This window comes from Caballeronia ptereochthonis (assembly GCF_001545075.1).
Classification (GTDB): domain Bacteria; phylum Pseudomonadota; class Gammaproteobacteria; order Burkholderiales; family Burkholderiaceae; genus Caballeronia; species Caballeronia ptereochthonis.
This window is the reverse complement of record NZ_FCOB02000002.1, coordinates 35,281-56,154: the sequence shown is the minus strand read 5'-3', so window position 1 is coordinate 56,154 and position 20,874 is coordinate 35,281. Positions and strand designations below refer to the sequence as shown.

Genomic DNA, 20,874 nt, shown 5'->3' with positions numbered 1-20,874 from the left:
GTCTTAGCCTCGTGCGGCGGCGATGGAGGTGAAGAGCGGCGCGGTCGCTGGGTACTGCTTCGAGAAGCTCGCATACAGCTGCGACTGCATCTCGCGGCGCGCGGTGTCGCGGTCAGCCTGGGACATCGGATAGAAGGTCATGCCGCGCTTCTTCAATTCCTGTTCGGCGCTCGCGGCGGTCTGAAGCGCGGCTGCGCGCTGCTTCACGGTCGCGTCCTGCGCGGCCTTCTGGAACGCGGGGCGCAGGTTCTCAGGAATCTTCGCGAGCGCCCGGCGGCCCATCACGACGACGAGCGGGCTGAACACATGATTGGTCTGCCAGCACGACTTCACGACCTCGTCGTACTTGCTCGCGAGCACGGTTGCGCAATCGTGCTCGAAGCCGTCGACCACGCCCGTCTGCGCGGCCATGTAGAGCTCGCCGATCGGAATCGGCGTGGGCACCGCGCCCATCAGCCGGAACGTTTCCATGAAGGCGGGCGTCGGCAGCACGCGCAGCTTCACGCCCTTGATGTCAGCGAGCGAATGCGTGGGCTTCTTCGTGAACACGTTGCGTCCGCCGAAGGAATAGCCCCACGTGACGACCGAGCAGCCGGCGCGCTTCTGCAGGAGATCGTCGAAAGACTTGCCGACCGTGCCATCCATCGCGCGGCCGACGTGATCGAAGCCGTCGAACACGTAGCCGAGATCCAGCATGCCGAGCTCGGGCAGCACGGTCGCCCAGATCGACGAGCCGGTGACCATCATGTCGACCGCGCCGACCTTCACCTGCTGCACGACATCGCTTTCCTTGCCGAGCTGGCTGTTCGGAAAATAGTCGATGCGAATCTGGTCGCCGACGCTCGCCTTCAGGTTCGCCGCGAGATTCTCGTACCAGACGTAGTGCGCGGCGTTCTCGTTCGCCGGCATGGACGAGGACATCCGCAGCGTGACCGCCGGCTGCGCGCTCGCGAGCACTGGCAGGCCGCCGCCGACCGCGGCGAGCGATGCCGCCGAGGCAGTCTGAAGGAACCGTCGCCGGGAAATCGAATGCATGGTGTGTCTCCTGGATGCCGCGAGTCGCGCGGGCGGGTGCGTTGAGCGTCGCGATGCTTCCGTCGCGACTGTATCGATTTAGTGTATCGATACAGTAATCGTCGAAGCCATAACGGCCCAATAGGTGTTTTCCCGCTGTATCGGTTTAGTCGGAGGCTTTCGCTGGCGGATCGGACGGGATGCGGCCCGCGGCGACCTGCACGGCGAAGACGGCGACGGCGGTGGTCACGCCAGTGACGAGCACGCCGTACAAGCCCAGGAGGACCGCCAGCGCACGGCCGATGCCCGTCGTCGCGACCACGTCGCCGTAGCCGATGGTGAGCGCCGTCACGCCGCAGAAGTAGACCGTCGCGCCGAACGACGCGTGCGCGCGCGTGACGCTGTCGGCCGGCGCGCCGAAGTGAAACATTGTCACGCACAGCATGAAGAACACGACCAGGAACGTGCCGAGCAACGAGCGCAAGTGCCAGAGCGCCCGGACGAATTCGAGCGTGACGCGGCGGGAGTTGATCGTCTCTACTTTGAAGAGCTTCGCAATGCTATTCATTCGCGGTGAATCTCGGCGGCTTCGAAAAGCCGCCATCCTACCTTTCACCGATGCCCGCGCGGAAGCGTCGTGCCGCGCTATTCAGCCAATGCTGATCCGGCCTTTCCTCCAGCCGTTGAATTTCCTTCAGTTTGCGCACGGCCGGCGAGCAGCCACACCGCCGCCGCGACGATCAGCGCGCACACGCCCGCCACGGCCAGCGATGCCGCAAAGCCGCTGGCGAAGCTCGCGCGCGCGATGCGCACGATCACCGCGCCCGCCGGTCCGTTCAGGTTTTCGCCTGCGTGAGCGAGATCGCCCGCGAGCAGGCGCGACAGGAAGATCGCATCGAGAACGCTTCCCGGATCGCCGAGGCTGCTCGCGTGCGCATCGAGCGCGGCGTGCGTGCGCGTCGCCAGTACGGCGCCCAGCACGCCCACCGAGGTGACGATCGCGGTGAAGCGCGTCGTCGTGCTGATGCCCGAGGCCATGCCGGTCCGGTTCGCCGGCACGCACGCCATGATCGCCTTCTGCGTGTCGCCGTTGAGCACGCCCGCACCCAGGCCGGTCACGATCATTCCCAGCGCGATCAGCGCGTAGCTCGACATCCCCGCGAAGAGCGCCGTCAGCAGATTGCCGGCGCCGATGGTCGCGAGTCCGAGCGTCAGCAGCGCCACGGACGGCACGCGCTTGCCGAGCGACGCGCCGATGTGCGGCCCGACGACCATCGCGATCGCGAACGGCAGCATGCCGATGCCCGCGCGCACCGGCGGCAGGCCGAACGCGTTCTGCAGATAGAGCGGCAGAAAGGTCATCATGACCTGCGCGCAGGCGGCGTAGCCGAACATCGCGAGCACCGCGGCGACGAAGCGCGGCTGGCGGAAGAGCGCGAGGTCGATCATCGCGTGCGCTCGCGAACGCTGCACGTGCACGAAAATCGCCAAGAGCACGGCGCATGTGGCAAGGCGCGCCTCGGTGCGCCAGTTCGCCCAGCCGTCCGCCTGCGCATCGATCAGCGCCCAGATGCCCAGCGCGAGCGCGCCGGCGAAGAGCGCGCTGCCGGCGAGATCGAGCGGCCCGGCGTGCGGATTGCGCGACTCGCGCATGCCGCGCCACGCGCACGCGGCGAGCACCGCGCAGATCGGCAGGTTCATCAGGAAGATCCAGCGCCAGCCCGCCCATTGCGCGATGACGCCGCCGACGAGCGGCGCGATGGTCGTCGATACCCCCATGCAGGTGCCCCACACGGCCCATGCGCGGGCGCGCGCCGCGCCCTCGTGAAACGTGTTGGCGATGATCGCGAGCGCCGAAGTGAGCAGCATTGCCGCGCCGACGCCCTTCGCCGCGCGCGCGACGTTCAGCGCAAGCGCCGACGGCGCGAGCCCGCAGCCGAGCGACGCGAGAAAGAACACGGCGAGCCCGGCGATGAGCATCGTCTTGCGCCCGATGCGGTCCGCGAGCGCGCCGGCGGGCAGCAGGCACGCGGCGAACGCGACCATGTACGCGCTCACGACCCATTCGACATCGGCGAAGCCGGCGTGGAAATCCCGCGCGATGGACGGCAGCGCCACGGCGACGACGTTGGTGTCGAGCGTGATCAGCGCGCATGTCGCGGATGCGGTGAACAGCACGAAGCGGGCAGATTGGGACTTCTCGGTTGTGTTGGACATGGATGCGTGAAAGGACGAGTGAGTCCGTCGATGCTAGAACCGCCTGTCTTTCCTGTCATTGGCATAGAATCCCTGAATAATTATCGAATTCGTGAATACCGAAATGCCTGTCGAACTGCGTCATGTGCGCTGTTTCCTGAGCGTCGCCCGGCATCTGCATTTCTCGCGCGCGGCGGAGGAGCTCGGCATCGCGCCGCCCGCGCTCACCCGGCAGATCCAGGAAGCCGAGCGGCTGCTCGGCGTGCGGCTTTTTCATCGCACGAAGCGCTCGGTCGCGCTGACGGCGGCCGGCGAGGCCTATCTCGCGGAAGCCGTGAGCGCGCTCGATCATCTCGCGCGCGGAGCCGAGCGCGCGGCGCTCGCCGAGCGCGGCGAGCTCGGGCGGATCGTCATCGGCTACGTCGGGTCCGCGGTGTATTCGGGCGTGCTGCAGGCGGCCGTGCGCGGCTTTCGGGAGCGTTATCCGCTCGTCGAAATCGGCATCGAGGAGATCGTCATGCGCGAGGCCGGGGCATTGCTGATGGAGGGGCGCATCGATATCGCCTACGTGCGTCCGCCCGTGCCTTATCCGGAAGGCGTGGAGGCGCGCACGGTGCATCGCGACACGTTCATCGTCGCGCTGCCGGGCGATTCGCCGCTGACGGCGTCGGAGCGCATCGCGCCGGCGCAGTTGCGCGCGCAGTCGTTCGTCGTGCCGGAGCAGGAGTCCGGCACGCTCGAAGTGGCGCGGCGCGGGCGGTTCACGGCGCGCATCGTCGCGCAGCCGGGAACGCTCGCCGCCGTGCTCGCGCATGTGTCGCTGGGCGGCGATGTCGCGGTCGTGCCGCGTTAGCTCGCGCGGTGCGTGACGGTGCCGGGCGTCGAGTATCGGGAGATCGCGGGGAAGCCGGTGCCGTCGGAAGTCGCGATGATGTATCGGCGGTTCGAGCGGGCGGCGGCGGTCAGGGCTTATCTGGAGTTCGTGGAGAACGCGTAGCGGTGCGGCTTCGGGTCCGAAGCGCCGATCTGGCAATCCGCTCGAATCCCGCGCGATGCGCCTGTGCGAGCGCCGACGCCTGGTGACGAAGCGCTTCGCGATCAGCTTGCATGGCTTCGCGCATCGCCGCCTGCAATTGCTCGACAGGCACGACGCCCGGCGCGTTCGCGATCTCCCACGTGGAGGCGTACGCGCGCTGCTTGGCCGAATCCGCATGTTGCAGATTGACGCGCGGCAATGCGTACGCCGTCGCGACGATCCGTCCGTGCAGGCTGCTGCCCGCGAAACCCTCGCTTTTCGCGATCAGCGCGCAGATATCCCAGAGGTCCAGCGAATCGAAGATGCGCACGGCGGCGTGACGCATGCGCCGCGCCATGCGCTCGTACACGGCGATGTCGTCATGCCACGGCGCGGCGCCCGCGCGAAAGAGCACGATGCCCAGGCTGCTCGCTTCGCCGAGCAAATCCAGTTGACGAGCGATGCGCGCGAGCGTCGCGTCGTCGCCGAAGTCCGCGCTGAACTGCACCGCCAGATAGCCGCGAGCGAACGTGCGACGCATATCGGCGACGGCGCCTGTGATTGCATGCGATTCGACGCGCTCGTCGAAAAGCGCCGCGACCATTGCCGCCGGATCGGGGACGAGCGGTGCTTCGATACCCGCCGCGCGCAATGTGGCCTGGGTTTGCGCATCGCGCACGGTGAGGACGTGGCTGGTGCGAAGCTTGGCCAGCACTTCCACGCGCATCGCGGCATCGCCGGATTCGAGAGCCGCGCCGCCGATCGCGTTGAAGCAGATCGACGCCGCATGCGGAAACGTCTCGCCTCCGATGACGTACGGCGCGAGTGCCTCGGTGCCGAGGATGGAGCGCGCCCACGCGCGGCGGTCGTCCGGGTTCGAGCCATATCGGGCGATATGGGCCTGCGCATCCTCGGGATTTGCCAGCATGACGGCGGCTTCCCAGGCGTCGCAGATCAGCAGTTCGCCGCCTGCGTGAATCAGCGTGATGGGGTCGTCACGCCAGCGCGCCGCTAGCGGGGCAAGCGCCGTGGTGCAGTGACCGCCATACGCGCGCAAGTCTCGCTGCGCGCATCCGGCGAACAGGAGATCGATCTCCGGAGCGCGTTCCGCAAGCAGACGCCCGACGACCTGCGCGAACAGCATGTCGCCGAAATTATGGCGATCGAACGCGCCGAAGATGATTATCGGGCGCTTCGATGACGTTTGAGAATTAGCCAAACGGCCACCTGTTCAAATGATCGCTCTGCGGGCAGCATCTTCGGGACGAACGTTAGGAAACCTCAAATTCTGAAACAAGGAGAAAATCACATGCAGACGAGCAACTCACAAGGAATTCTGTTAAGGTACACACGTAAGTACACACAGGAATCCGTCATGCCCGTCACCCGTATTTTCCGCAACGGTAACTCACAAGCGATCCGCATTCCAGCCGAACTCGCGTACCCGGAGACGGAGACGGAGGTCGAAATCGAGCGAGTAGGCGATGAACTGCGCATCCATCCATTGCGCCGCTCGCTCGCGGGCGCACTCGACCGCTTCAAGTGCTTCGATTCCGACTTCATGGCGCCGGGACGCGGCGAGCCGGAGGAAGACGAGCGGGAGACCTTCTGATGCCGCGCTATCTGCTCGACACGAATATGTGTATTTATCTGATGAAGCATCAGCCAGAGCAGGTGGCCCGGCGCTTCGCGCAATGCTATGTCGGCGACGTGGTGATGTCCTCGATCACCTACGCCGAACTGCAATTCGGTGCCGCGATGAGCGCGAGGCCGGGTCGCGAACGCGCCAACCTGGCGTCACTCGTGGAGCTGATCGAAGTGGCGCCGTTCGGGGAAGATGCCGCAGCCGCCTACGGCCCGATCCGATACGCCGCGCGCGAGCGTAGCAAGAACGCTCTCGACAAGCTGATTGCCGCTCATGCCGTCGCGCTGGGCGTGCCGGTCGTCACCAACAACGTGAGGGACTTCGAAAGCTACCCTGGCGTGACCGTCGAAAACTGGCTCGACGGCAATGCGTGATTTGCGACGCGCAAGCCGGTGGCTATTGAAGAGGCGCGACCTCACGATCGCCTAACTCTCCCCGATCAAACTTCCCTCACACGCTGCACGAGAGGAGGGAAAGATGAAGATCGAACCGACACCCATCGCCGCTGCTTCGTTGATCGCCAATGATGCAGATCGCGAAGCTCCACCTGAAGACGCGACCCTCGACGCAACCGCGTCTTCCGAGGCGATGCGCTACGAAGATCTCCTGCCCTATCTGCTTCTGCCGATGGCTGGCGCCTACTGAGCAAACCGCTGGAGCCGCCGATGTTCACACGGGCAGGCGTCACCTATGCTGCCGGCGAGCCGCGCGAAGGCGAGCGTTACAGTCCGCAATTCCGCATGTACACGAGCGACGCCGAATGCGGGCTCCCGCGCGTTCAATATCACCGCTTCGAGGAAGGCGGCGCGCTGCCGGAACTGATACGCACCGTGCCACACGCCGCGTTCAAGGTGAGCGATCCGGCGAAGGCGGTCGAAGGCAGAACGGTTCTGCTCGGCCCATATGAGCCGATCGACGGCTTTCGCGTCGCGGTGATCCAGGACGGCGAAGCGCCCGTCGAACTGATCGAGACGACGCTCACCGACGAGCGGGTCTGGAGCCGCGCGAAAAGCGGCGATCAGGCGTCGATTTATCGTCAGGCATGAGTGCGTCGCGCGCGGACGACTCGATGTTTTCCGCGCCAACCGCACCGCTCGGCGACGACGAAAAAGCGCGGGGCGCCGTCGAAGGCGCCCCGCGCTTTTTCCGCTTCGTTGATACCATCGCCCGAAGCGTCACGTCGTCACGCGCGTGATGCCGCCGCTGGACAGCAGCCGCACCCGCTCGCCAGCGTAGAACATCTGCCCGTCCGAAGCCTGAGTGATCGCGCGCAGATCGCCATTGTCGAGGCGCACGGTGATTTCGAGACCCCTCTGCCGGTCGAGCCGGTCCTGCACCTGATCGCCCGCGACCGCGCCCGCAATTCCGCCGATCACGCCGGAGAGCAGCGAACCATGCCCGCGGCCGATCGCGCTGCCCGCCACCGCACCCAGCAGGCCGCCGCCGATCGCCCCGAACGGTCTCGGCCGGCCGTTGCCGTTCTCGATCGTCACGCCGCGCACGCTTTCGACGGTCGCCATGCGCACCGTCTGTTCGTGCTGAGTCTGCAGGCTGTCGTACACGTCGGCGGAACTGCCCATGGATGCGCAACCGCTCATGCCCACCGTACAGGCAACGGCCAGCGTGCACACTGCGATAGTCGACTTGTTCATTTTTTTGCTCCTCAGATCAGACGATGGCTTATCAGGATCGGGCCGCGGTTCGTGCATCGCGGCGCCATGGAAAGCATCGTAAAGAGGCCAAATGAGCATTGAATGAGGACGCGGGGCGCGCTTGACCTGCGTGATTCAAGCGCCTATACAGACTGTCACCGCCCGCGACCGGAGTCTCGAATGACAAGAAACGCGCTTCCCCTCGCGCTTTGCGCCGTTGCTCTCGCCGCCTGCTCGACGGATCGCGCCAACACCGGTTCCAATGCGCCGCCGCCCGGCACCGTCACGACGACGCTGCCCTCCGGCGGCGTCTACAAAGGCTCGCTCAAGGGCAGCACGGCCGACGCCACACTCCTCATGCTCTTCGACGGCAGCGCCTATCTCTTCTACGGAGGCGCGGGCGGTGCGGATCTCGCGGGGGTCGCGGGGGTCGCGGTAGCGACGAACGGCGCGCAGACGAGCGGTGGGCGTTTCACGAGCACGTCGGCGTTCGACTATCGCCTGGGAAAGACGAGCGCATCGCCTGCCGTGTTCAGCGCGGACTTCTCGCGCGCTCCCGCCGTCGACGGAACCGTCTCAAGCCAGGACGGCAACGCGGGACTCGCCTTCACGGCACGCGCGCTGCCCATGCTCGACGTCGCGCCGGGCCGCGCCAATGCCGGCGGCCTCTACAGCGGACGCGGCATGTCGCTCGACGCGACGACGCAAACGCGCATCACGGTCGCAGGCGACGGCTATCTCGCCGGCACGACCACGTCGGGCTGCATCTTCAAGGGAACGGTGGCGCCGCACGAGGGCGCGAATGCCTACGACGTTTCCGTGACTTTCGGCCCCGCGCCCTGCCCGCTTCCCGATGCGACCGTGACCGGTAACGCGGTGCTCGACGGCGCGCGTCTTCTGGTGGCGTTACCGAGCCCGGACCGCGCGAACGTGTTTCTCTTCGACGGGCGGAAATAGTCGGCGGGAAACCGCGCGACGGGAGAATTTCCCGTTCGCTGCTTACATAAACGATTTCTATTCTAAGATTGTTTTCATCGCTGTTAGCGCCACGGCGTTCGCGTCCGCTTGCTTCAACGAATCAGACTTGTTGTCCAGTGCATCTTCCAGAAGCCGTACTGCTTTTCATCAGCCGGAGTGAGGCGCTGAAGCGCCGGCTTCGGGTCGACAAGAACAGGAGACAACCAGATGAACGCAACGCTCAGGCTTTTGCCGTTGGCCGTCGGTGCGATGTTCGCCTGCCTGCCGTATGCGAACGCGGCGCAGGACAACGTCAACGCACTCTCGAATTTCCGTCAGACCGGTAACACCGCGCCTCCCGAAACCATTCCCCAGAGCGGAAAAACCGCCGACGCGCTGCGCAAGAATCTGGAGCAGATCAAGCTGCCTCCCGGTTTCAAGATCGAACTTTATGCGGTCGTGCCGGAGGCGCGGCACATGGCGATCGAGCCGTCGACGGGCGTCGTGTTCGTCGGCACGCGCAAGAATCGCGTGTGGCAGGTGACCGATCGCACCAAGCAGCGCGTTGCGAGCGACGTCGTGCAGTTCGCGTCGTCGGTGACGTTCAAGGTGCCGAACGGCGTGTGCTTCTCGCCTGACGGCGTGTTCTACGTCGTCGAGCAGAATCGCGTGCTGGGCTTCCCGGCCGCGCAGTTCTTCGGCGAGGGCGGCCCGGACGTGGCCGCGGCAGTCGTCGTGCCGCAGGGCAAGCTCATTCCGACGCAGTTCGAAAGCTTCAACCACGGCGCGCGCGCATGCCGCATCGGACCGGACAAGAAGCTGTATATCGCGCTCGGCCAGCCGTGGAACGTGCCGCCGAATGACAAGCTCGCAGAGCTCGACCGCAACGGGCTCGCCGGCATCATCCGCATGGACCAGGACGGCAAGAACCGCGAGGTCTATGCGCATGGCGTGCGCAACTCGGTCGGCCTCGACTTCAATCCGAAGGACAAGACGCTGTGGTTCACGGACAACCAGGTCGACGGCATGGGCGACGACATCCCGCCGGGCGAGCTGAATCATGCGACGAAGGCGGGCGAGAACTTCGGCTTCCCGTGGTACGGCGGCGGCAAGGTGCGCACAGTCGAGTACAAGGACCGCAATCCGCCGGCGGGCGTCGTGTTCCCGCAGGTCGAGTTCGCCGCGCACGCCGCCGACCTCGGCATGTCGTTCTACACGGGCAAGATGTTCCCGCAGAAGTACCAGGGCGGCATCTTCGATGCGGAGCACGGCTCGTGGAACCGCACGAAGCCGATCGGCGCGCGCATCATGTTCATCCCGATCAAGGACGACGGCACGGCGGGCGAGGCCGAAGTCTTCGCGGAAGGCTGGCTCACGCCGAGCGGCGAATACATGGGCCGCCCGGTCGACGTGCAAATGCTGCAGGACGGCTCGCTCCTCGTTTCCGATGACTACGCCGGCGCGATCTACCGGATTTCATACATGGGATCGAAATGAGATGCGGGCTGACGGTGGTTGCACTGGCGGGCGCGCTGGCGACGGTTTCGCACACGGCGTTCGCCGCGGGCGACGTCAAGGCCGGGCGCGCCAAAGCGGTCCAGTGCGCAGCGTGCCACGGCATCGACGGCATGTCGAAGCTGCCCGAAGCACCCAATCTCGCCGGACAGACGGAGGAATATCTCGTGAAGGCGCTCAACGATTTCCGCTCGGGCTAGCGCAAGAACGAGATGATGTCGATGATGGCGAAAACCTTGTCGGACGCGGATGTCGCAAATCTGGCGGCGTATTACCACAGTCTCGGCAAGCAATGACCGGAGCGACACGTTTTGGGAAGTGTTGCAAATTTGCTGCGGTCCAGTCCCGATTGCAATTTTTCCGTTTTGGGGGTTGACGGGAATACCTAGGGGTTTATACTAGGAACTGTCTCCTCCATGTCTCAACCGATGTGGATTCAAGCCCGCTCAACTGAAGCGGGCTTTTTTTTGGCCGCATTTTGGCCGCGTACGGCGCGGGCTCTGGCGCTAGTCCGCATCGCCGCGCCGCGCATCGAGCGCCTTGCGGGAACGCTCCAGTTCCTCCGCGATCAACCGCTCGTCAGGCAGGACCGTCTGATATTCGGCGGCCAGAATCTTGTTCGGCAGGTTGTCGAGTGCGTAGCGCGCCTCGGCGCTGCCCTTTCCCGCGCACAGAATCAAACCGACCGGCGGGTTTTCGCCCGGTTTCATCCAGTGCTCGCGCGCGTAGTTCAGATATAGATGCATCTGGCCCGCGTCCGCGTAGCTGAAGCGTCCGACCTTCAGATCGACGCGAAACCACGTGTCATCGATGCGCAACCGCCTTTGCCGGCCGACGAACGCGAAATCGTCGCCGAGTTCGAGCAGGAAATCCGCGAGGCGCTGGATCAGCGCTTCCTCCAGATCCGACTCGGAGTACTCGTCCTTGATGTCGAGAAACTCGAGCACGAACGGATCCTTGATCGCTTCCTCGGGCGTGATCGCGTCGCCCGGTGCGCGCTCGGCGGCTTTCTCCAGCAGCGCCGCCTTGTTGCGCGACAGCGCGAGCCGCTCGTAGAGCTGGCTGTTCACCTGCCGGTCGAGCTGGCGCACCGACCAGCCTTCCCGCAACGCTTCGCTTTCGTAGAAGGCGCGCGCCGCGTCGCTTTTGACGGACAGAAGGCGCACGTACGCCGACCACGGCAGCGCGAAGCGGGCGGCAAGCGCGTCGAGACGCGCTTCGGGGGGAGCGGAAAGCGGGCCGGGCGCAGATTCTCCAGACGCCGTCTGGAGCATTTGCGGGGCCGTCGCCGATTTTCCAGACGGCGTCTGGAAAATCCGCTCGGGCGGCCATTGCTGATAGAACGCGCGCATGTTGGCGAGGTTCGCCTTGCCGAATCCCCTGCCGAAACGGCTCGTGAGATCCGTGGCCAGTCGCGCGATGAGCGTCTCCCCGTAAGCCGCCCGATGCGCTCCGCCCTGCTCCGACTCGACGATCCGCCGGCCGATTTCCCAGTACGACGCCGTCATGATCGCGTTGACGCTCCGTGCGGCGGCGCGCCGCGCGCTCTCGAGCACCTGCACGATGCCAGAGCGGAATTCGTCGTAGTCGTTTGCGGCCATCGCGCGCTTGGTCATTCGTCGATCGTCTCCGTGCGGTGCAGCCCGTCGGCCGCGCCTCCGCGCTCGAATATAGCGGAATTCGCCTCCCCGTCGAGGCGCGGCATCCGCACGGAGTTTCGACTTATCGATTGTGTTGGTCTCCTCGGCGCCCCTCGCGCAAGGCTTGGGGTTTTCGTTCCCGGGCTCTTCGGCTCCGGCTTGTCCACAGTTTCTGTCTATAAGCCTGTGGATATCGTTCTGGGTACTACCGCAACGCATTGATTCGAAACTGCTTACGCCCACCGCCCGGCAATGCGCCCCGTTCGCGCCGCCGGACTCAATCGCCGTTGGGCATGCATGACGCGAGCATCGCGTCGATGCGATTCATCTCCACGCTAAACATCGACTGCGGCGTGGAAGCGCTCAATTCGTCGGCGGCGGAGCGCGGCAACGCCATTGCGATCGTGGCCGTTGCGACCAGCGCAACGATCATCGACAGGAACCAGGAAAAGACGTACATCGCCAACCTCGTCAAGTGAATCTCTCTGAATCGGCGCGCGAGAACGTCAGCGCGTGATGTGAAGAGTAGAGCCGTGCGGCGCTTCGCACAGCCCCACGGACGGGGGGACTTGAAGGAGGGTGCTACGGACGGAGTTCGGGCGCGGGAACCGTCGAGACGTTCTGGGCGAGCGCCGCGGCCTCCTGCGCGCGCATCGCGCGGAGGAAACCTTCGCGTTCGCGCAGGCGGCGCCAGTACTGCGCGATCGGCGGCGGGAAGCGTTCGCTCAGGCCCAGCAGCTCCGCGAGCATCAGCGCATAGCCGACGGAAATGTCCGCCGCCGTGAAGCGCCCCGCGCACAGGTACGTCTGCGTTTCGAGCAACGGCGCGAGCGTGCGCAGGCGCGCGTGAAACCATCGCGCATAGTCCTCGGCAATTTGCGGCTGCCTGCGCTCCGGCGGCTCCAGATGCGTGTAGCGCAAAACGAGCGTCTGCGGAAACGTGAGGGTCGCCTCGCCGAAATGCAGGAAGTTGAGATAGCGCCCGAAATCGGCCTCGTGCGGCGCGACGTCGAGCACGCCCGGCGAGTAGCGCGCCGCGAGGTACTGGCAAATGGCCGCCGATTCGGTCATGAAGAGCGCGCCGTCCTCGAGCGCCGGAATCGTGCCGAGCGGATTCACTTCCATGAACGCGCGCGCGAGCACGCGCGGCGGAAACGGCAGCATCTTCAGTTCATACGGCACGCCGATCTCTTCCAGCGCCCACAGCGGCCGGAACGAGCGCGCGCTCACGCAATGATGCAGCGTAATCACCTCGATTCCTCCCGCTCAGCCGAGCCAGGCCGGCTTGCGCTTCTCCAGGAAACTGCGCACGCCTTCGCGTCCTTCGTCGGACGCGCGGATGCGCGCGATGCGCTCGGCGGTCTCCGCGATCAACGCTTCGTCGATGTCCTTGCCCGCGAAATCCGCGACGAGCTTCTTGCACTCGCGCACGCCGTTCGGGCTGTTCGCGGCGATGCTCGCGGCGATCGCATCGACGCGCGCATCGAGTTCGCCGGCCGCAACAGCTTCATGCACGAAGCCGAGGCGCAGCGCTTCTGCGGCATCGAAGCGCTCGGCCGTGACGAAATAGCGATGCGCCGCGCGCCCGCCCATCGCGCGGATCACGTACGGCGCGATCGTCGCGGGCATCAGGCCGAGCTTCGCTTCGGAGAGACAGAAGTGCGCCGTGTCCGCCGCGACCGCGATATCGCACACGGCGACGAGGCCCATGCCGCCCGCGTAGGCATCCCCCTGCACGCGCGCGATCACCGGCTTCGAGCACGCGTAGATCGTGTTGAGCATGGTGGCCAGGCCGAGCGCATCGGCGCGGTTCTCCGCTTCCGAATAGCCCGCCATGCGCTTCATCCAGTTGAGGTCCGCGCCCGCGCAAAAGGCGGGGCCGTTCGCGCCGAGGACGATGACGCGCACGCTGGCGTCGTCGTCGAGCGCGCGGAAGGCGGCGGTCAGCTCGACGATGGTCGCGTCGTCGAAGGCATTGCGCACGTCGGGCCGATCGAGCGTCACGCGCGCGACATGCCCTTCGATGCCGAGCTTCAGGCGTTGCAGGTTCGATGCGTCGGTCATGATGTCGTCTCCCTTGAATTGAGTGCTGCTCAATTTACTGATGCTCGCAGCCTGTGTTTACCGATAAGTGTCGACGAAAAACGCTATCACCGTCAACTCGACTGATTGAGCAAAGCTCACAAACTGCGAAAGACACCAATCATCCGATGAGACTGATGATCACCATGTCACGACGCGAACATGCGCGGACGTAATATAGTCGTATATATTACGGTGCTCGCCGAACCGCACGCCCACACGCTCGCGGCCCCTCCAACGCGCCGCCCGAAGTCGATCGATAACCAGAATTTCAACTCGATTCAAGGAGCTTTACGTGAAGACTCGTATTTTGCGCGCTTTGCTTTCCGCGTTCGTTCCGCTTGCCGCGGGCATCGCCGCTTCGTCGGCGCTCGCCGGTGAAGTGCAGGTCGCGGTCGCGGCCAACTTCACGGCGCCCGTGCAGGCCATCGCCGCCGACTTCGAGAAGGACACGGGCAACAAGGTCGTCGCGTCGTATGGCGCCACCGGCCAGTTCTACGCGCAGATCAAGAATGGCGCGCCCTTCGAAGTGTTCCTCGCCGCCGACGACACCACGCCCGCCAAGCTCGAAACCGAAGGCGCGACCGTGCCCGGCAGCCGCTTCACCTACGCGACGGGCGCGCTCGCGCTGTGGTCCGCGAAGGACGGCTACGTCGACGACAAGGGCGAAGTGCTGAAAAAGAACGACTTCAGGCACATCGCGATCGCCAATCCGAAGGCTGCGCCCTACGGTCTCGCCGGGATGCAGACGCTCGACAAGCTCGGCCTCACGGAACAGGTGAAGCCGAAGATCGTCGAAGGCCAGAACATCTCGCAGACGCAGCAGTTCGTCGCGACGGGCAACGCGGAGCTCGGCTTCGTCGCGCTGTCGCAGATCTACAAGAACGGCAAGATCACGAGCGGTTCGGCGTGGATCGTGCCAGGCAATCTGCATGACCCGATCAGGCAGGACGCGGTCATCCTGAGCAAGGGCCGAGACAATCCGGTCGTGAAGCAGTTCATCGATTACCTGAAGGGTCCGAAGGCGGCCGAGGTGATCAAGTCCTACGGCTATCAGCTGTAAGGCCGGCGATGCCGCTCGACAGCGCCGATCTCCAGGCCATCACGCTGACGCTCGAGCTGGCGTCGCTGACGACGGCGCTTCTGCTCGTCGTCGGCACGCCGATCGCGTGGTGGCTCACGCGCACGCGCTCGCGGCTGAAGGGCATCGTCGGCGCGGTGGTGGCGCTGCCGCTCGTGCTGCCGCCGACCGTCATCGGCTTCTATCTGCTCGTCCTGATGGGGCCGAACGGCTACGTCGGCAAGCTCACGCAGTCGCTCGGCATCGGCTTGCTGCCGTTCACGTTCGCCGGGCTCGTGGTCGGCTCGGTGATCTATTCACTGCCGTTCGTCGTGCAGCCGCTGCAGAACGCGTTCGAGGCGATGGGCCGCCGGCCGCTCGAAGCCGCCGCGACGCTGCGCGCGGGTCCGTGGGACACCTTCTTCACGGTGGCGCTGCCGCTCGCGCGGCCGGGCATCGTCACGGCGACGATTCTCGGCTTCGCGCATACCGTGGGGGAATTCGGCGTCGTGCTGATGATCGGCGGAAACATTCCCGGGCGCACGCGCGTGGTGTCCGTGCAGATCTTCGATCACGTCGAGGCGCTCGAATACGCCCAGGCGCACTGGCTCGCGGGCGGCATGGTGATATTCTCGTTCATCGTTCTTCTGCTGCTCTATTCCAGCCGGCGTTCCGTTGCGGCTCATGTCTGAACTCACTTCATCCCGCCTGACGCTCGACCGCGCGCGCAGCAGTTCCAGCGAAGCCATCGAAGCGCGCTTTCTCGTCGAGCAAGGCGGCTTCACGCTCGATCTCGATCTCACGCTGCCCGGGCGCGGCGTCACCGCGATCTTCGGCCATTCCGGCTCAGGCAAGACCACACTTCTGCGCTGTCTCGCGGGACTCGCGCGGCCGCGCACCGGGCGGCTCGTCGTCAATGGCGAGGTCTGGCTCGATACCGAACGCAACGTCTTTCTGCCGACGCACAAGCGTCCGCTCGGCTATGTCTTTCAGGAAGCGAGCCTCTTTCCGCACCTGAGCGTGAAGAAGAATCTGCGCTATGGGCTCGAGCGCGTGCGGCCCGCGGAGCGGCGCGTCGATCTTTCGCAGGCGGCGGAGCTGCTCGGCATCGGGCATCTGCTCGAACGCATGCCCTCGGGCTTGTCGGGCGGCGAGCGGCAGCGCGTGGGCATCGCGCGGGCGCTGCTGACGAGCCCGCGTCTTCTCCTGCTCGACGAACCGCTCGCATCGCTGGATCAGAAGCGCAAGCTCGAAATCCTGCCGTATCTCGAACGCCTGAACGACGAGCTCGATATTCCGATGCTCTACGTGAGCCACGCGCCCGAAGAAGTCGCGCGGCTCGCGGATCATCTCGTGCTGCTCGAAGGCGGCCGCGCGATGGCGAGCGGCCCGATCTCCGATACGCTCGCGCGCCTCGACTTGCCGCTCGCGCTCGCCGACGATGCATCGGTCGTGTTCGAAGGCATCGTCGACGGGTACGACAGCGCTTATGGGTTGCTCGCGCTCGCATTGCCGGGCTCGCGCGCGAAGCTCACGGTCGTGCATGCGCCGATGGCCGAAGGCAAGACGATGCGCGTGACCGTGAAGGCGCGCGACGTGAGCCTCATCACGGGCACGCACGAGCACGAGCGCAGCAGCGTGCTCAACGTGCTGTCCGCGACGGTCGTCGGCATCGCGGAGGACGCCAATCCGTCGCAGGCCGTGGTGCGGCTCGATGTCGACGGCTCGCCGCTGCTCGCGCGCGTCACGCGCTATTCGCTGGACCGGCTGGGCATCGTCGAGGGCATGCGGCTGTGGGCGCAGGTGAAAGCGGTGTCGCTACTCGCCTGAACGCGCCTTCAGCGCGGCGCGCTGCAAGAGCATGATCGTCTTGCCGTCCATGATTTCGCCGCGTTCGATCATGTGCAACGCCGTTTGCAGCGGCACTTCGATCGTCTCGATTTCCTCGCCCTCCTCCTCGACGCCACCGCCGTCCGACACGCGCATCGAGCTGTCGTAATCGCCGATATAGAAGTAGAGCTTCTCCGTCACCGATCCCGGGCTCATGAAAGCTTCGAAGACCTTCTCGACGTGCCGCACGCGATAGCCCGTCTCTTCCTCCACTTCCGCGCGGATTCGCTCTTCCGGCGATGCGTCGTCGAGCAAACCGCCGGGCGCCTCGATCAGCATGCCGTCGTGCCCGTTGACGAACGCGGGCATGCGGAACTGGCGCGTCAGGAGGACGTTGCCGGTTTCGCGGTCGTGCAGAAGAATGGTCGCGCCATTGCCGCGATCGTAGGTTTCCCGGCTTTGACGCTGCCAGGCGCCGTCGCGGCGCAGGAAATCGAAGGTCACTTTTCTGAGCACGTACCAGTCGTCCGAAAGGACAGTCGTATCGACGATGCGGACGCGGTCTTTCGTTTCCATCAGGCTCACCCGTTCGACATTTGGTTGGACTCATGGTAGCGTGCAGTTTCGTGCAATATCAAGAAAATTCGTGCAAATGATGTTGACCAGCCAACGCAAGAAAGCGATCCTCGACGCCCTCAAGCGCGACGGCCAGGTGCTCGCCACGGCGCTGAGCGCGAGCTTCGGCGTGTCGGAGGACACGGTGCGGCGCGATTTGCGCGAACTCGCCGCCGAAGGGCTGCTGCAGCGCGTGCATGGCGGCGCGCTGCCCGCGTCGCCGGCGGTCGCGCCGTTCGCGCGTCGTCAGGAGATGGAATCCGAGGCGAAGCGGCGCATCGCGCGAAAAGCGGCGGAGATGATCGCGCCGGGGCAGATTGTGATCATCGATGGCGGCACCACGTCCGCCCTGCTCGTGCGCCAGCTTCCCGAAGACCTGTCCGCGACCGTCGTCACGCATAGCCCGAGCGTCGCGGTCGCGCTGGCGGAGCACGCGTCGCTGGAAGTCGTGCTGATCGGCGGCAGGCTCTACAAGCATTCGATCGTCAGCGTGGGCGCCGCCGCCGTCGAAGCCATGTCGCACATCCACGCGGACATCTATTTCATGGGCGTCACCGGCGTTCATCCGACGGCCGGCCTCACCACCGGCGATTTCGAGGAAGCACACGTCAAGCGGGCGCTCGCGGCGCGCGCGGCCGAAACCGTCGTGCTCGCGTCGGCGGCGAAGCTCAACGCGGCGTCGCCGTACCGGATCGGCGGCATCGAGCTGGCGCAGACGATCATCGTCGAGAATGCGACCGACGCCAGGCTGACCGAGCCCATCGAGCAGGCCGGAACGACCGTGCTGCGCGCTTAGAACCACGACACTTTATTACCGGGTAACACGCCGAAAAATACGGGCCGCTTCGAGTAATTGAAATTCCCCGGCAAGTGGAATAGCGTTGAAAGATACGCCATGTCCGGTCAACGACGGAGTTCGGATTTCCGTTATTGGCGTCGACTCGGCGAACAATTTTTTTGGAGAAGGTCGTGAATCGCCTGAAGGCTTTTATCGCGCTATCGGTGGTTGCAAGCGCGGGCGTCGCCGCCAATGCATACGCCTGGGGACGGGTCGGCGTATGGGTCGGCGGCCCGGTGTATTACCCGTACCCGGTCGCGCCGGCGCCGTATTACTACTATCCGCCGCCGCCCGTCGTGGTCGCGCCGTCCGCGCCGACCACCTATGTCGAGCAAGGCCAGCCCGCCGCCGATCCGGGTGCGCCCGCCCAGGAGCCCGGCACGTGGTACTACTGCGATTCCGCCAAGGCCTATTACCCGTACGTGAAGCAATGCGCCAGTGCATGGCGCCCGGTTCCGGCAGCGCCGCCGTCGAACTGATGCTTTGGGTAATCCGAAAACCGACAACCAAGCGACTTCGCAAGAACCCATGAACTACTCAAGGCTCGCCCCGCTGCTCGCGGCAATCGGCCTGTCGGCCTGCACCGTGATGCCCTCCGGCCCCAGCGTGATGGCGCTGCCCGGAAGCACTAAAACGTTCGATCAGTTCCGCGCCGACGATGCCTCGTGCCGCCAGTTCGCCTACCAGCAAGTGGGCGGCATGGACGCCAATCAGGCGGCGACCAACAGCGCAGTCGGCAGCGCGGTGGTGGGCACCGCGCTCGGCGCGGCGGCGGGCGCGGCGTTCGGCGGCGGCTCGGGGGCGGCCATCGGCGCGGGCGCGGGTCTGCTCACCGGCAGCGCGTTCGGCGTCGGCGCGTCGCAGGCCTCGGGCTACAACGTGCAGCAGCGTTACGACTACGCGTATCTGCAATGCATGTACGCGGCGGGCGACAAGGTGCCGGTGCGCGGCGCGGTGCGGACCGTCCCGCCTTCCGGCGCCTATACCACGCCGCCGCCTCCACCGCCGCCGCCGGGCTGGCAGCCGCCTCCGCCGCCCAGTAGCTGAAGTCTTGGCGGCTGAAGTCTTAGCGCCGCATGCGCCAGCCGTTGCCGCTGGCGTTCAGCGGCGTGCCGGGGACGAACGCCGGCGCGACGACGAGCCCCGTCACCCAGCCGATGTAGAACCGCAAGTCGCTCCAGAATTCCGCCTTCTCGTAAATGCGAAACGCCTGGACGTGCGCAAGCCATAGCACGAGTTGGAGCGCGCCCGTCAGCGCGAGCCAGGCGAGCGCGATCACCGCGGTCGCCCGGGCGCAGCGCCGGAAGGTGGACGCGTCCCACTGTTCCCGCACGATGATGCATCCGGCGATCAGCACGAATATCGCGGGAATCACGCTCGTCACGAGCACGTGCCCGTCCCATTCGAACACGACGCCGACGAGATAGCTGACGATCACCGCGAACGCCGCCAGCGGCCACGCGATCCACGACGGCCCGCGCGCGGCCATCCATGCGATCGTGATGAAGAACGGCGTTACCGCCCATTGCAGCGCCGTCGCGACGGCTTTCGCGAGATTCTCGCTCGCCTGCTCGTTGGCGTGGCTCGCCGCGACGTACACGGTGATCGCCTCGTGCACGCACACCGCGACGACCGCGAAGCTCAGCGCCTCGCATGCGGCGAAGGCGGGCGATTTCTCCGCGTGCTCGGGCGTGTCGCCGAGGCCGCGCAGGCGTTCCAGCACGGGTTCGACGAAGAACGCGAGAATCGCGCCGATGAGAAGCGCCGCTGCGGCATCGATCAGGGAAAAATGGCCGAAGAGCGAAAAAAGGCCTTGCCACAGAAATTCGGGCGCGACGGCGCACACGGCCACCCACAGCGCGAAGAAGAACCCGTTCGAAGCACGTCTTAGCGGCATGGCCACCTCGATGCGTTTTTATTGCTCTGGCAGCGGAGCGTCCTTCACGCGTTCGATCAGCGCCGCGCGCACGTGCTCGCGCAGGTCGTCAGGAATCGAGAAACATTCGTAGGCGAGCGCCTGCGCAACCGTCACGACTTTCATTTCTTCGTAGCGGCGTCCGCTGCCGATCATTGCTTCGAACGCGTTGGCGCGTTCGTTGATTTCGATGGGATCGGCATCGACGAGCAGCACCGCGTGCGCCAGCACGGCGTAAAGCGGCTGGTCCTTGTCACCCGTGTCGTGGCCGGGCACGCGTCGCCAGTATTGCGCCGTGCCCGCGATCTTGCGCGCCCCCCTCGGGGGCGCTTCCTTCCGGGCGTCGTCGCCGGGACCCCACGCGAGATTGAAGCGGCCGTCGCAGAACGAGCCTTCGACCGCTTGCCAGTGAGTCAGCACGCCGAGCGTGTTGAGCGTATCGGCAAGAATCCTGCACAGATGCAGATAGATGGCTTCGGACGCCGTGCCCATCGCCGCGCGCACGGGATAGGCGAGGCTCAGATTGAGAATGCCCGGACCCTGCGGAACCAGCCCGCCGCCCGACAGACGCAGCCAGACCGGACAGCCGCGCCGCGCAAAGGCCTCGCGCGCATCGGCGAGCGGCGCGTAGCGCTGATAGCTGCGCGGCACGATCAGCGAAACGGGCGCTTCCCAGACGTGCGCGACGGCGTCGCCCGCGGCCGCGCGCGCGAGGAGCGCTTCCTCGGCTTTCAGCGGATCGTGCGGATCGCCGGAAAGCGATGCGGGATCGATCAGTTCGAAGGGCATGGAATCGATGTCGGAGCGCGTCGGGAACGACGCCATCCAAGCATGGTAGCCAATAACCGCGAAAAACGAATGCGCCCCGTCGGCGGCCTGTGCCGGCGGGGCGCGTGCGGG

The 20,874-nt window shown here is 65.7% G+C and carries 25 protein-coding genes and 1 pseudogene; 15 read left to right on the top strand and 11 right to left on the bottom strand.

Annotation, left to right across the window (positions count from 1 at the left end):
• Positions 1 to 3: 3 nt before the first annotated feature.
• From AWB83_RS02220 to AWB83_RS02210, 3 genes are all read right to left on the bottom strand, one after another.
• On the bottom strand, positions 4 to 1,035 hold the full coding sequence (locus AWB83_RS02220) for a TRAP transporter substrate-binding protein (RefSeq protein ID WP_087042623.1): 1,032 nt from the start codon (positions 1,033 to 1,035) through the stop codon (positions 4 to 6).
• A 145-nt stretch (positions 1,036 to 1,180) separates the two neighbouring features.
• Positions 1,181 to 1,582: a potassium channel family protein gene (locus tag AWB83_RS02215; RefSeq protein ID WP_087042622.1), complete on the bottom strand. Its 402-nt coding sequence runs from the start codon at positions 1,580 to 1,582 to the stop codon at positions 1,181 to 1,183.
• A 77-nt stretch (positions 1,583 to 1,659) separates the two neighbouring features.
• Positions 1,660 to 3,231: an MFS transporter gene (locus AWB83_RS02210; protein WP_087042621.1), complete on the bottom strand. Its 1,572-nt coding sequence runs from the start codon at positions 3,229 to 3,231 to the stop codon at positions 1,660 to 1,662.
• A gap of 103 nt (positions 3,232 to 3,334) precedes the next feature.
• Between AWB83_RS02210 and AWB83_RS02205 the strand changes: the two are divergent.
• Positions 3,335 to 4,207, top strand: a pseudogene (locus AWB83_RS02205) (LysR family transcriptional regulator).
• Here AWB83_RS02205 and AWB83_RS02200 read toward each other — a convergent pair.
• A complete protein-coding gene (locus tag AWB83_RS02200; RefSeq protein ID WP_244197536.1) occupies positions 4,173 to 5,444 on the bottom strand; it encodes a polysaccharide pyruvyl transferase family protein in 1,272 nt (423 codons plus the stop codon). The pseudogene AWB83_RS02205 and the gene AWB83_RS02200 sit on opposite strands and share 35 nt — an antisense overlap.
• A gap of 156 nt (positions 5,445 to 5,600) precedes the next feature.
• Between AWB83_RS02200 and vapB the strand changes: the two genes are divergently transcribed.
• The 4 genes from vapB (at position 5,601) to AWB83_RS02185 (ending at position 6,916) form a co-directional block, all read left to right on the top strand.
• Entirely contained in the window at positions 5,601 to 5,837 is a 237-nt protein-coding gene (vapB, locus tag AWB83_RS02195) for a type II toxin-antitoxin system VapB family antitoxin (RefSeq protein WP_087042619.1), read from the top strand.
• On the top strand, positions 5,837 to 6,244 hold the full coding sequence (locus AWB83_RS02190; protein WP_087042618.1) for a type II toxin-antitoxin system VapC family toxin: 408 nt from the start codon (positions 5,837 to 5,839) through the stop codon (positions 6,242 to 6,244). The genes vapB and AWB83_RS02190 overlap by 1 nt, the downstream gene beginning before the upstream one ends.
• Positions 6,245 to 6,347: 103 nt before the next feature.
• The gene (locus AWB83_RS36660) at positions 6,348 to 6,515 is read left to right on the top strand and encodes a hypothetical protein (RefSeq protein ID WP_167389050.1); all 168 of its coding nucleotides are present in this window, start codon (positions 6,348 to 6,350) and stop codon (positions 6,513 to 6,515) included.
• A 20-nt stretch (positions 6,516 to 6,535) separates the two neighbouring features.
• On the top strand, positions 6,536 to 6,916 hold the full coding sequence (locus tag AWB83_RS02185) for a hypothetical protein (protein WP_087042617.1): 381 nt from the start codon (positions 6,536 to 6,538) through the stop codon (positions 6,914 to 6,916).
• Between the two features lie 129 nt (positions 6,917 to 7,045).
• Here AWB83_RS02185 and AWB83_RS02180 read toward each other — a convergent pair whose 3' ends face one another.
• Positions 7,046 to 7,522 (bottom strand): outer membrane lipoprotein, encoded by a 477-nt coding sequence (locus AWB83_RS02180; RefSeq protein WP_087042616.1) that lies wholly within the window; start codon positions 7,520 to 7,522, stop codon positions 7,046 to 7,048.
• 180 nt (positions 7,523 to 7,702) lie between these two features.
• On the opposite strand from AWB83_RS02180, the gene AWB83_RS02175 reads away from it, so the two are divergent.
• The 3 genes from AWB83_RS02175 (at position 7,703) to AWB83_RS02165 (ending at position 10,194) form a co-directional block, all read left to right on the top strand.
• Positions 7,703 to 8,479, top strand: a complete 777-nt coding sequence (locus AWB83_RS02175; RefSeq protein WP_087042615.1) for a hypothetical protein — start codon at positions 7,703 to 7,705, stop codon at positions 8,477 to 8,479.
• Between the two features lie 228 nt (positions 8,480 to 8,707).
• Positions 8,708 to 9,976 (top strand): PQQ-dependent sugar dehydrogenase, encoded by a 1,269-nt coding sequence (locus AWB83_RS02170; protein ID WP_087042614.1) that lies wholly within the window; start codon positions 8,708 to 8,710, stop codon positions 9,974 to 9,976.
• Positions 9,973 to 10,194, top strand: coding sequence for a c-type cytochrome (locus AWB83_RS02165; protein ID WP_244197535.1), 222 nt, complete (start codon positions 9,973 to 9,975; stop codon positions 10,192 to 10,194). Before AWB83_RS02170 ends, AWB83_RS02165 begins: the two co-directional genes overlap by 4 nt.
• A 306-nt stretch (positions 10,195 to 10,500) precedes the next feature.
• Here the strand turns inward: AWB83_RS02165 and AWB83_RS02160 are convergent, their stop codons facing one another.
• The gene (locus tag AWB83_RS02160) at positions 10,501 to 11,610 is read right to left on the bottom strand and encodes a PDDEXK nuclease domain-containing protein (RefSeq protein WP_087042613.1); all 1,110 of its coding nucleotides are present in this window, start codon (positions 11,608 to 11,610) and stop codon (positions 10,501 to 10,503) included.
• A 341-nt stretch (positions 11,611 to 11,951) separates the two neighbouring features.
• On the opposite strand from AWB83_RS02160, the gene AWB83_RS36395 reads away from it, so the two are divergent.
• Positions 11,952 to 12,113 carry a hypothetical protein gene (locus AWB83_RS36395; protein ID WP_159463003.1) on the top strand — a complete coding sequence of 54 codons (162 nt, stop codon included), beginning with the start codon at positions 11,952 to 11,954 and terminating at the stop codon, positions 12,111 to 12,113.
• Positions 12,114 to 12,216: 103 nt separating this feature from the next.
• Here the strand turns inward: AWB83_RS36395 and AWB83_RS02150 are convergent, their stop codons facing one another.
• Both AWB83_RS02150 and AWB83_RS02145 read right to left on the bottom strand, forming a co-directional pair.
• Positions 12,217 to 12,885 (bottom strand): glutathione S-transferase family protein, encoded by a 669-nt coding sequence (locus tag AWB83_RS02150; protein WP_087042611.1) that lies wholly within the window; start codon positions 12,883 to 12,885, stop codon positions 12,217 to 12,219.
• A gap of 15 nt (positions 12,886 to 12,900) precedes the next feature.
• A complete protein-coding gene (locus tag AWB83_RS02145) occupies positions 12,901 to 13,698 on the bottom strand; it encodes an enoyl-CoA hydratase/isomerase family protein (protein ID WP_087042610.1) in 798 nt (265 codons plus the stop codon).
• A 313-nt stretch (positions 13,699 to 14,011) separates the two neighbouring features.
• Here AWB83_RS02145 and modA point away from each other — a divergent pair, with 313 nt between their 5' ends.
• Genes modA through modC form a run of 3 tightly spaced genes read left to right on the top strand, consistent with a single transcriptional unit; the run spans position 14,012 to position 16,606 of the window.
• Positions 14,012 to 14,779 carry a molybdate ABC transporter substrate-binding protein gene (gene modA, locus AWB83_RS02140; RefSeq protein WP_208636692.1) on the top strand — a complete coding sequence of 256 codons (768 nt, stop codon included), beginning with the start codon at positions 14,012 to 14,014 and terminating at the stop codon, positions 14,777 to 14,779.
• Positions 14,780 to 14,787: 8 nt separating this feature from the next.
• Positions 14,788 to 15,468, top strand: a complete 681-nt coding sequence (modB, locus tag AWB83_RS02135) for a molybdate ABC transporter permease subunit (RefSeq protein WP_087042608.1) — start codon at positions 14,788 to 14,790, stop codon at positions 15,466 to 15,468.
• Positions 15,461 to 16,606, top strand: a complete 1,146-nt coding sequence (gene modC / locus AWB83_RS02130; RefSeq protein ID WP_087042607.1) for a molybdenum ABC transporter ATP-binding protein — start codon at positions 15,461 to 15,463, stop codon at positions 16,604 to 16,606. The genes modB and modC overlap by 8 nt, the downstream gene beginning before the upstream one ends.
• On the opposite strand, the gene AWB83_RS02125 is transcribed toward modC, so the two are convergent.
• Entirely contained in the window at positions 16,595 to 17,182 is a 588-nt protein-coding gene (locus AWB83_RS02125) for an NUDIX domain-containing protein (protein WP_087042606.1), read from the bottom strand. The two genes, modC and AWB83_RS02125, sit on opposite strands and share 12 nt — an antisense overlap.
• A gap of 79 nt (positions 17,183 to 17,261) precedes the next feature.
• Between AWB83_RS02125 and AWB83_RS02120 the strand changes: the two genes are divergently transcribed.
• From AWB83_RS02120 to AWB83_RS02110, 3 genes are all read left to right on the top strand, one after another.
• Positions 17,262 to 18,017 (top strand): DeoR/GlpR family DNA-binding transcription regulator, encoded by a 756-nt coding sequence (locus AWB83_RS02120; RefSeq protein ID WP_087042841.1) that lies wholly within the window; start codon positions 17,262 to 17,264, stop codon positions 18,015 to 18,017.
• A 173-nt stretch (positions 18,018 to 18,190) separates the two neighbouring features.
• Positions 18,191 to 18,538, top strand: coding sequence for a hypothetical protein (locus AWB83_RS02115; protein ID WP_087042840.1), 348 nt, complete (start codon positions 18,191 to 18,193; stop codon positions 18,536 to 18,538).
• A 49-nt stretch (positions 18,539 to 18,587) separates the two neighbouring features.
• Positions 18,588 to 19,106 carry a YMGG-like glycine zipper-containing protein gene (locus AWB83_RS02110; protein ID WP_087042605.1) on the top strand — a complete coding sequence of 173 codons (519 nt, stop codon included), beginning with the start codon at positions 18,588 to 18,590 and terminating at the stop codon, positions 19,104 to 19,106.
• 19 nt (positions 19,107 to 19,125) lie between these two features.
• Here the strand turns inward: AWB83_RS02110 and AWB83_RS02105 are convergent, their stop codons facing one another.
• Positions 19,126 to 19,956, bottom strand: coding sequence for a hypothetical protein (locus AWB83_RS02105; protein ID WP_244197534.1), 831 nt, complete (start codon positions 19,954 to 19,956; stop codon positions 19,126 to 19,128).
• 18 nt (positions 19,957 to 19,974) lie between these two features.
• The gene (locus AWB83_RS02100) at positions 19,975 to 20,763 is read right to left on the bottom strand and encodes a lipoyl protein ligase domain-containing protein (RefSeq protein WP_087042839.1); all 789 of its coding nucleotides are present in this window, start codon (positions 20,761 to 20,763) and stop codon (positions 19,975 to 19,977) included.
• Positions 20,764 to 20,874: the final 111 nt, after the last annotated feature.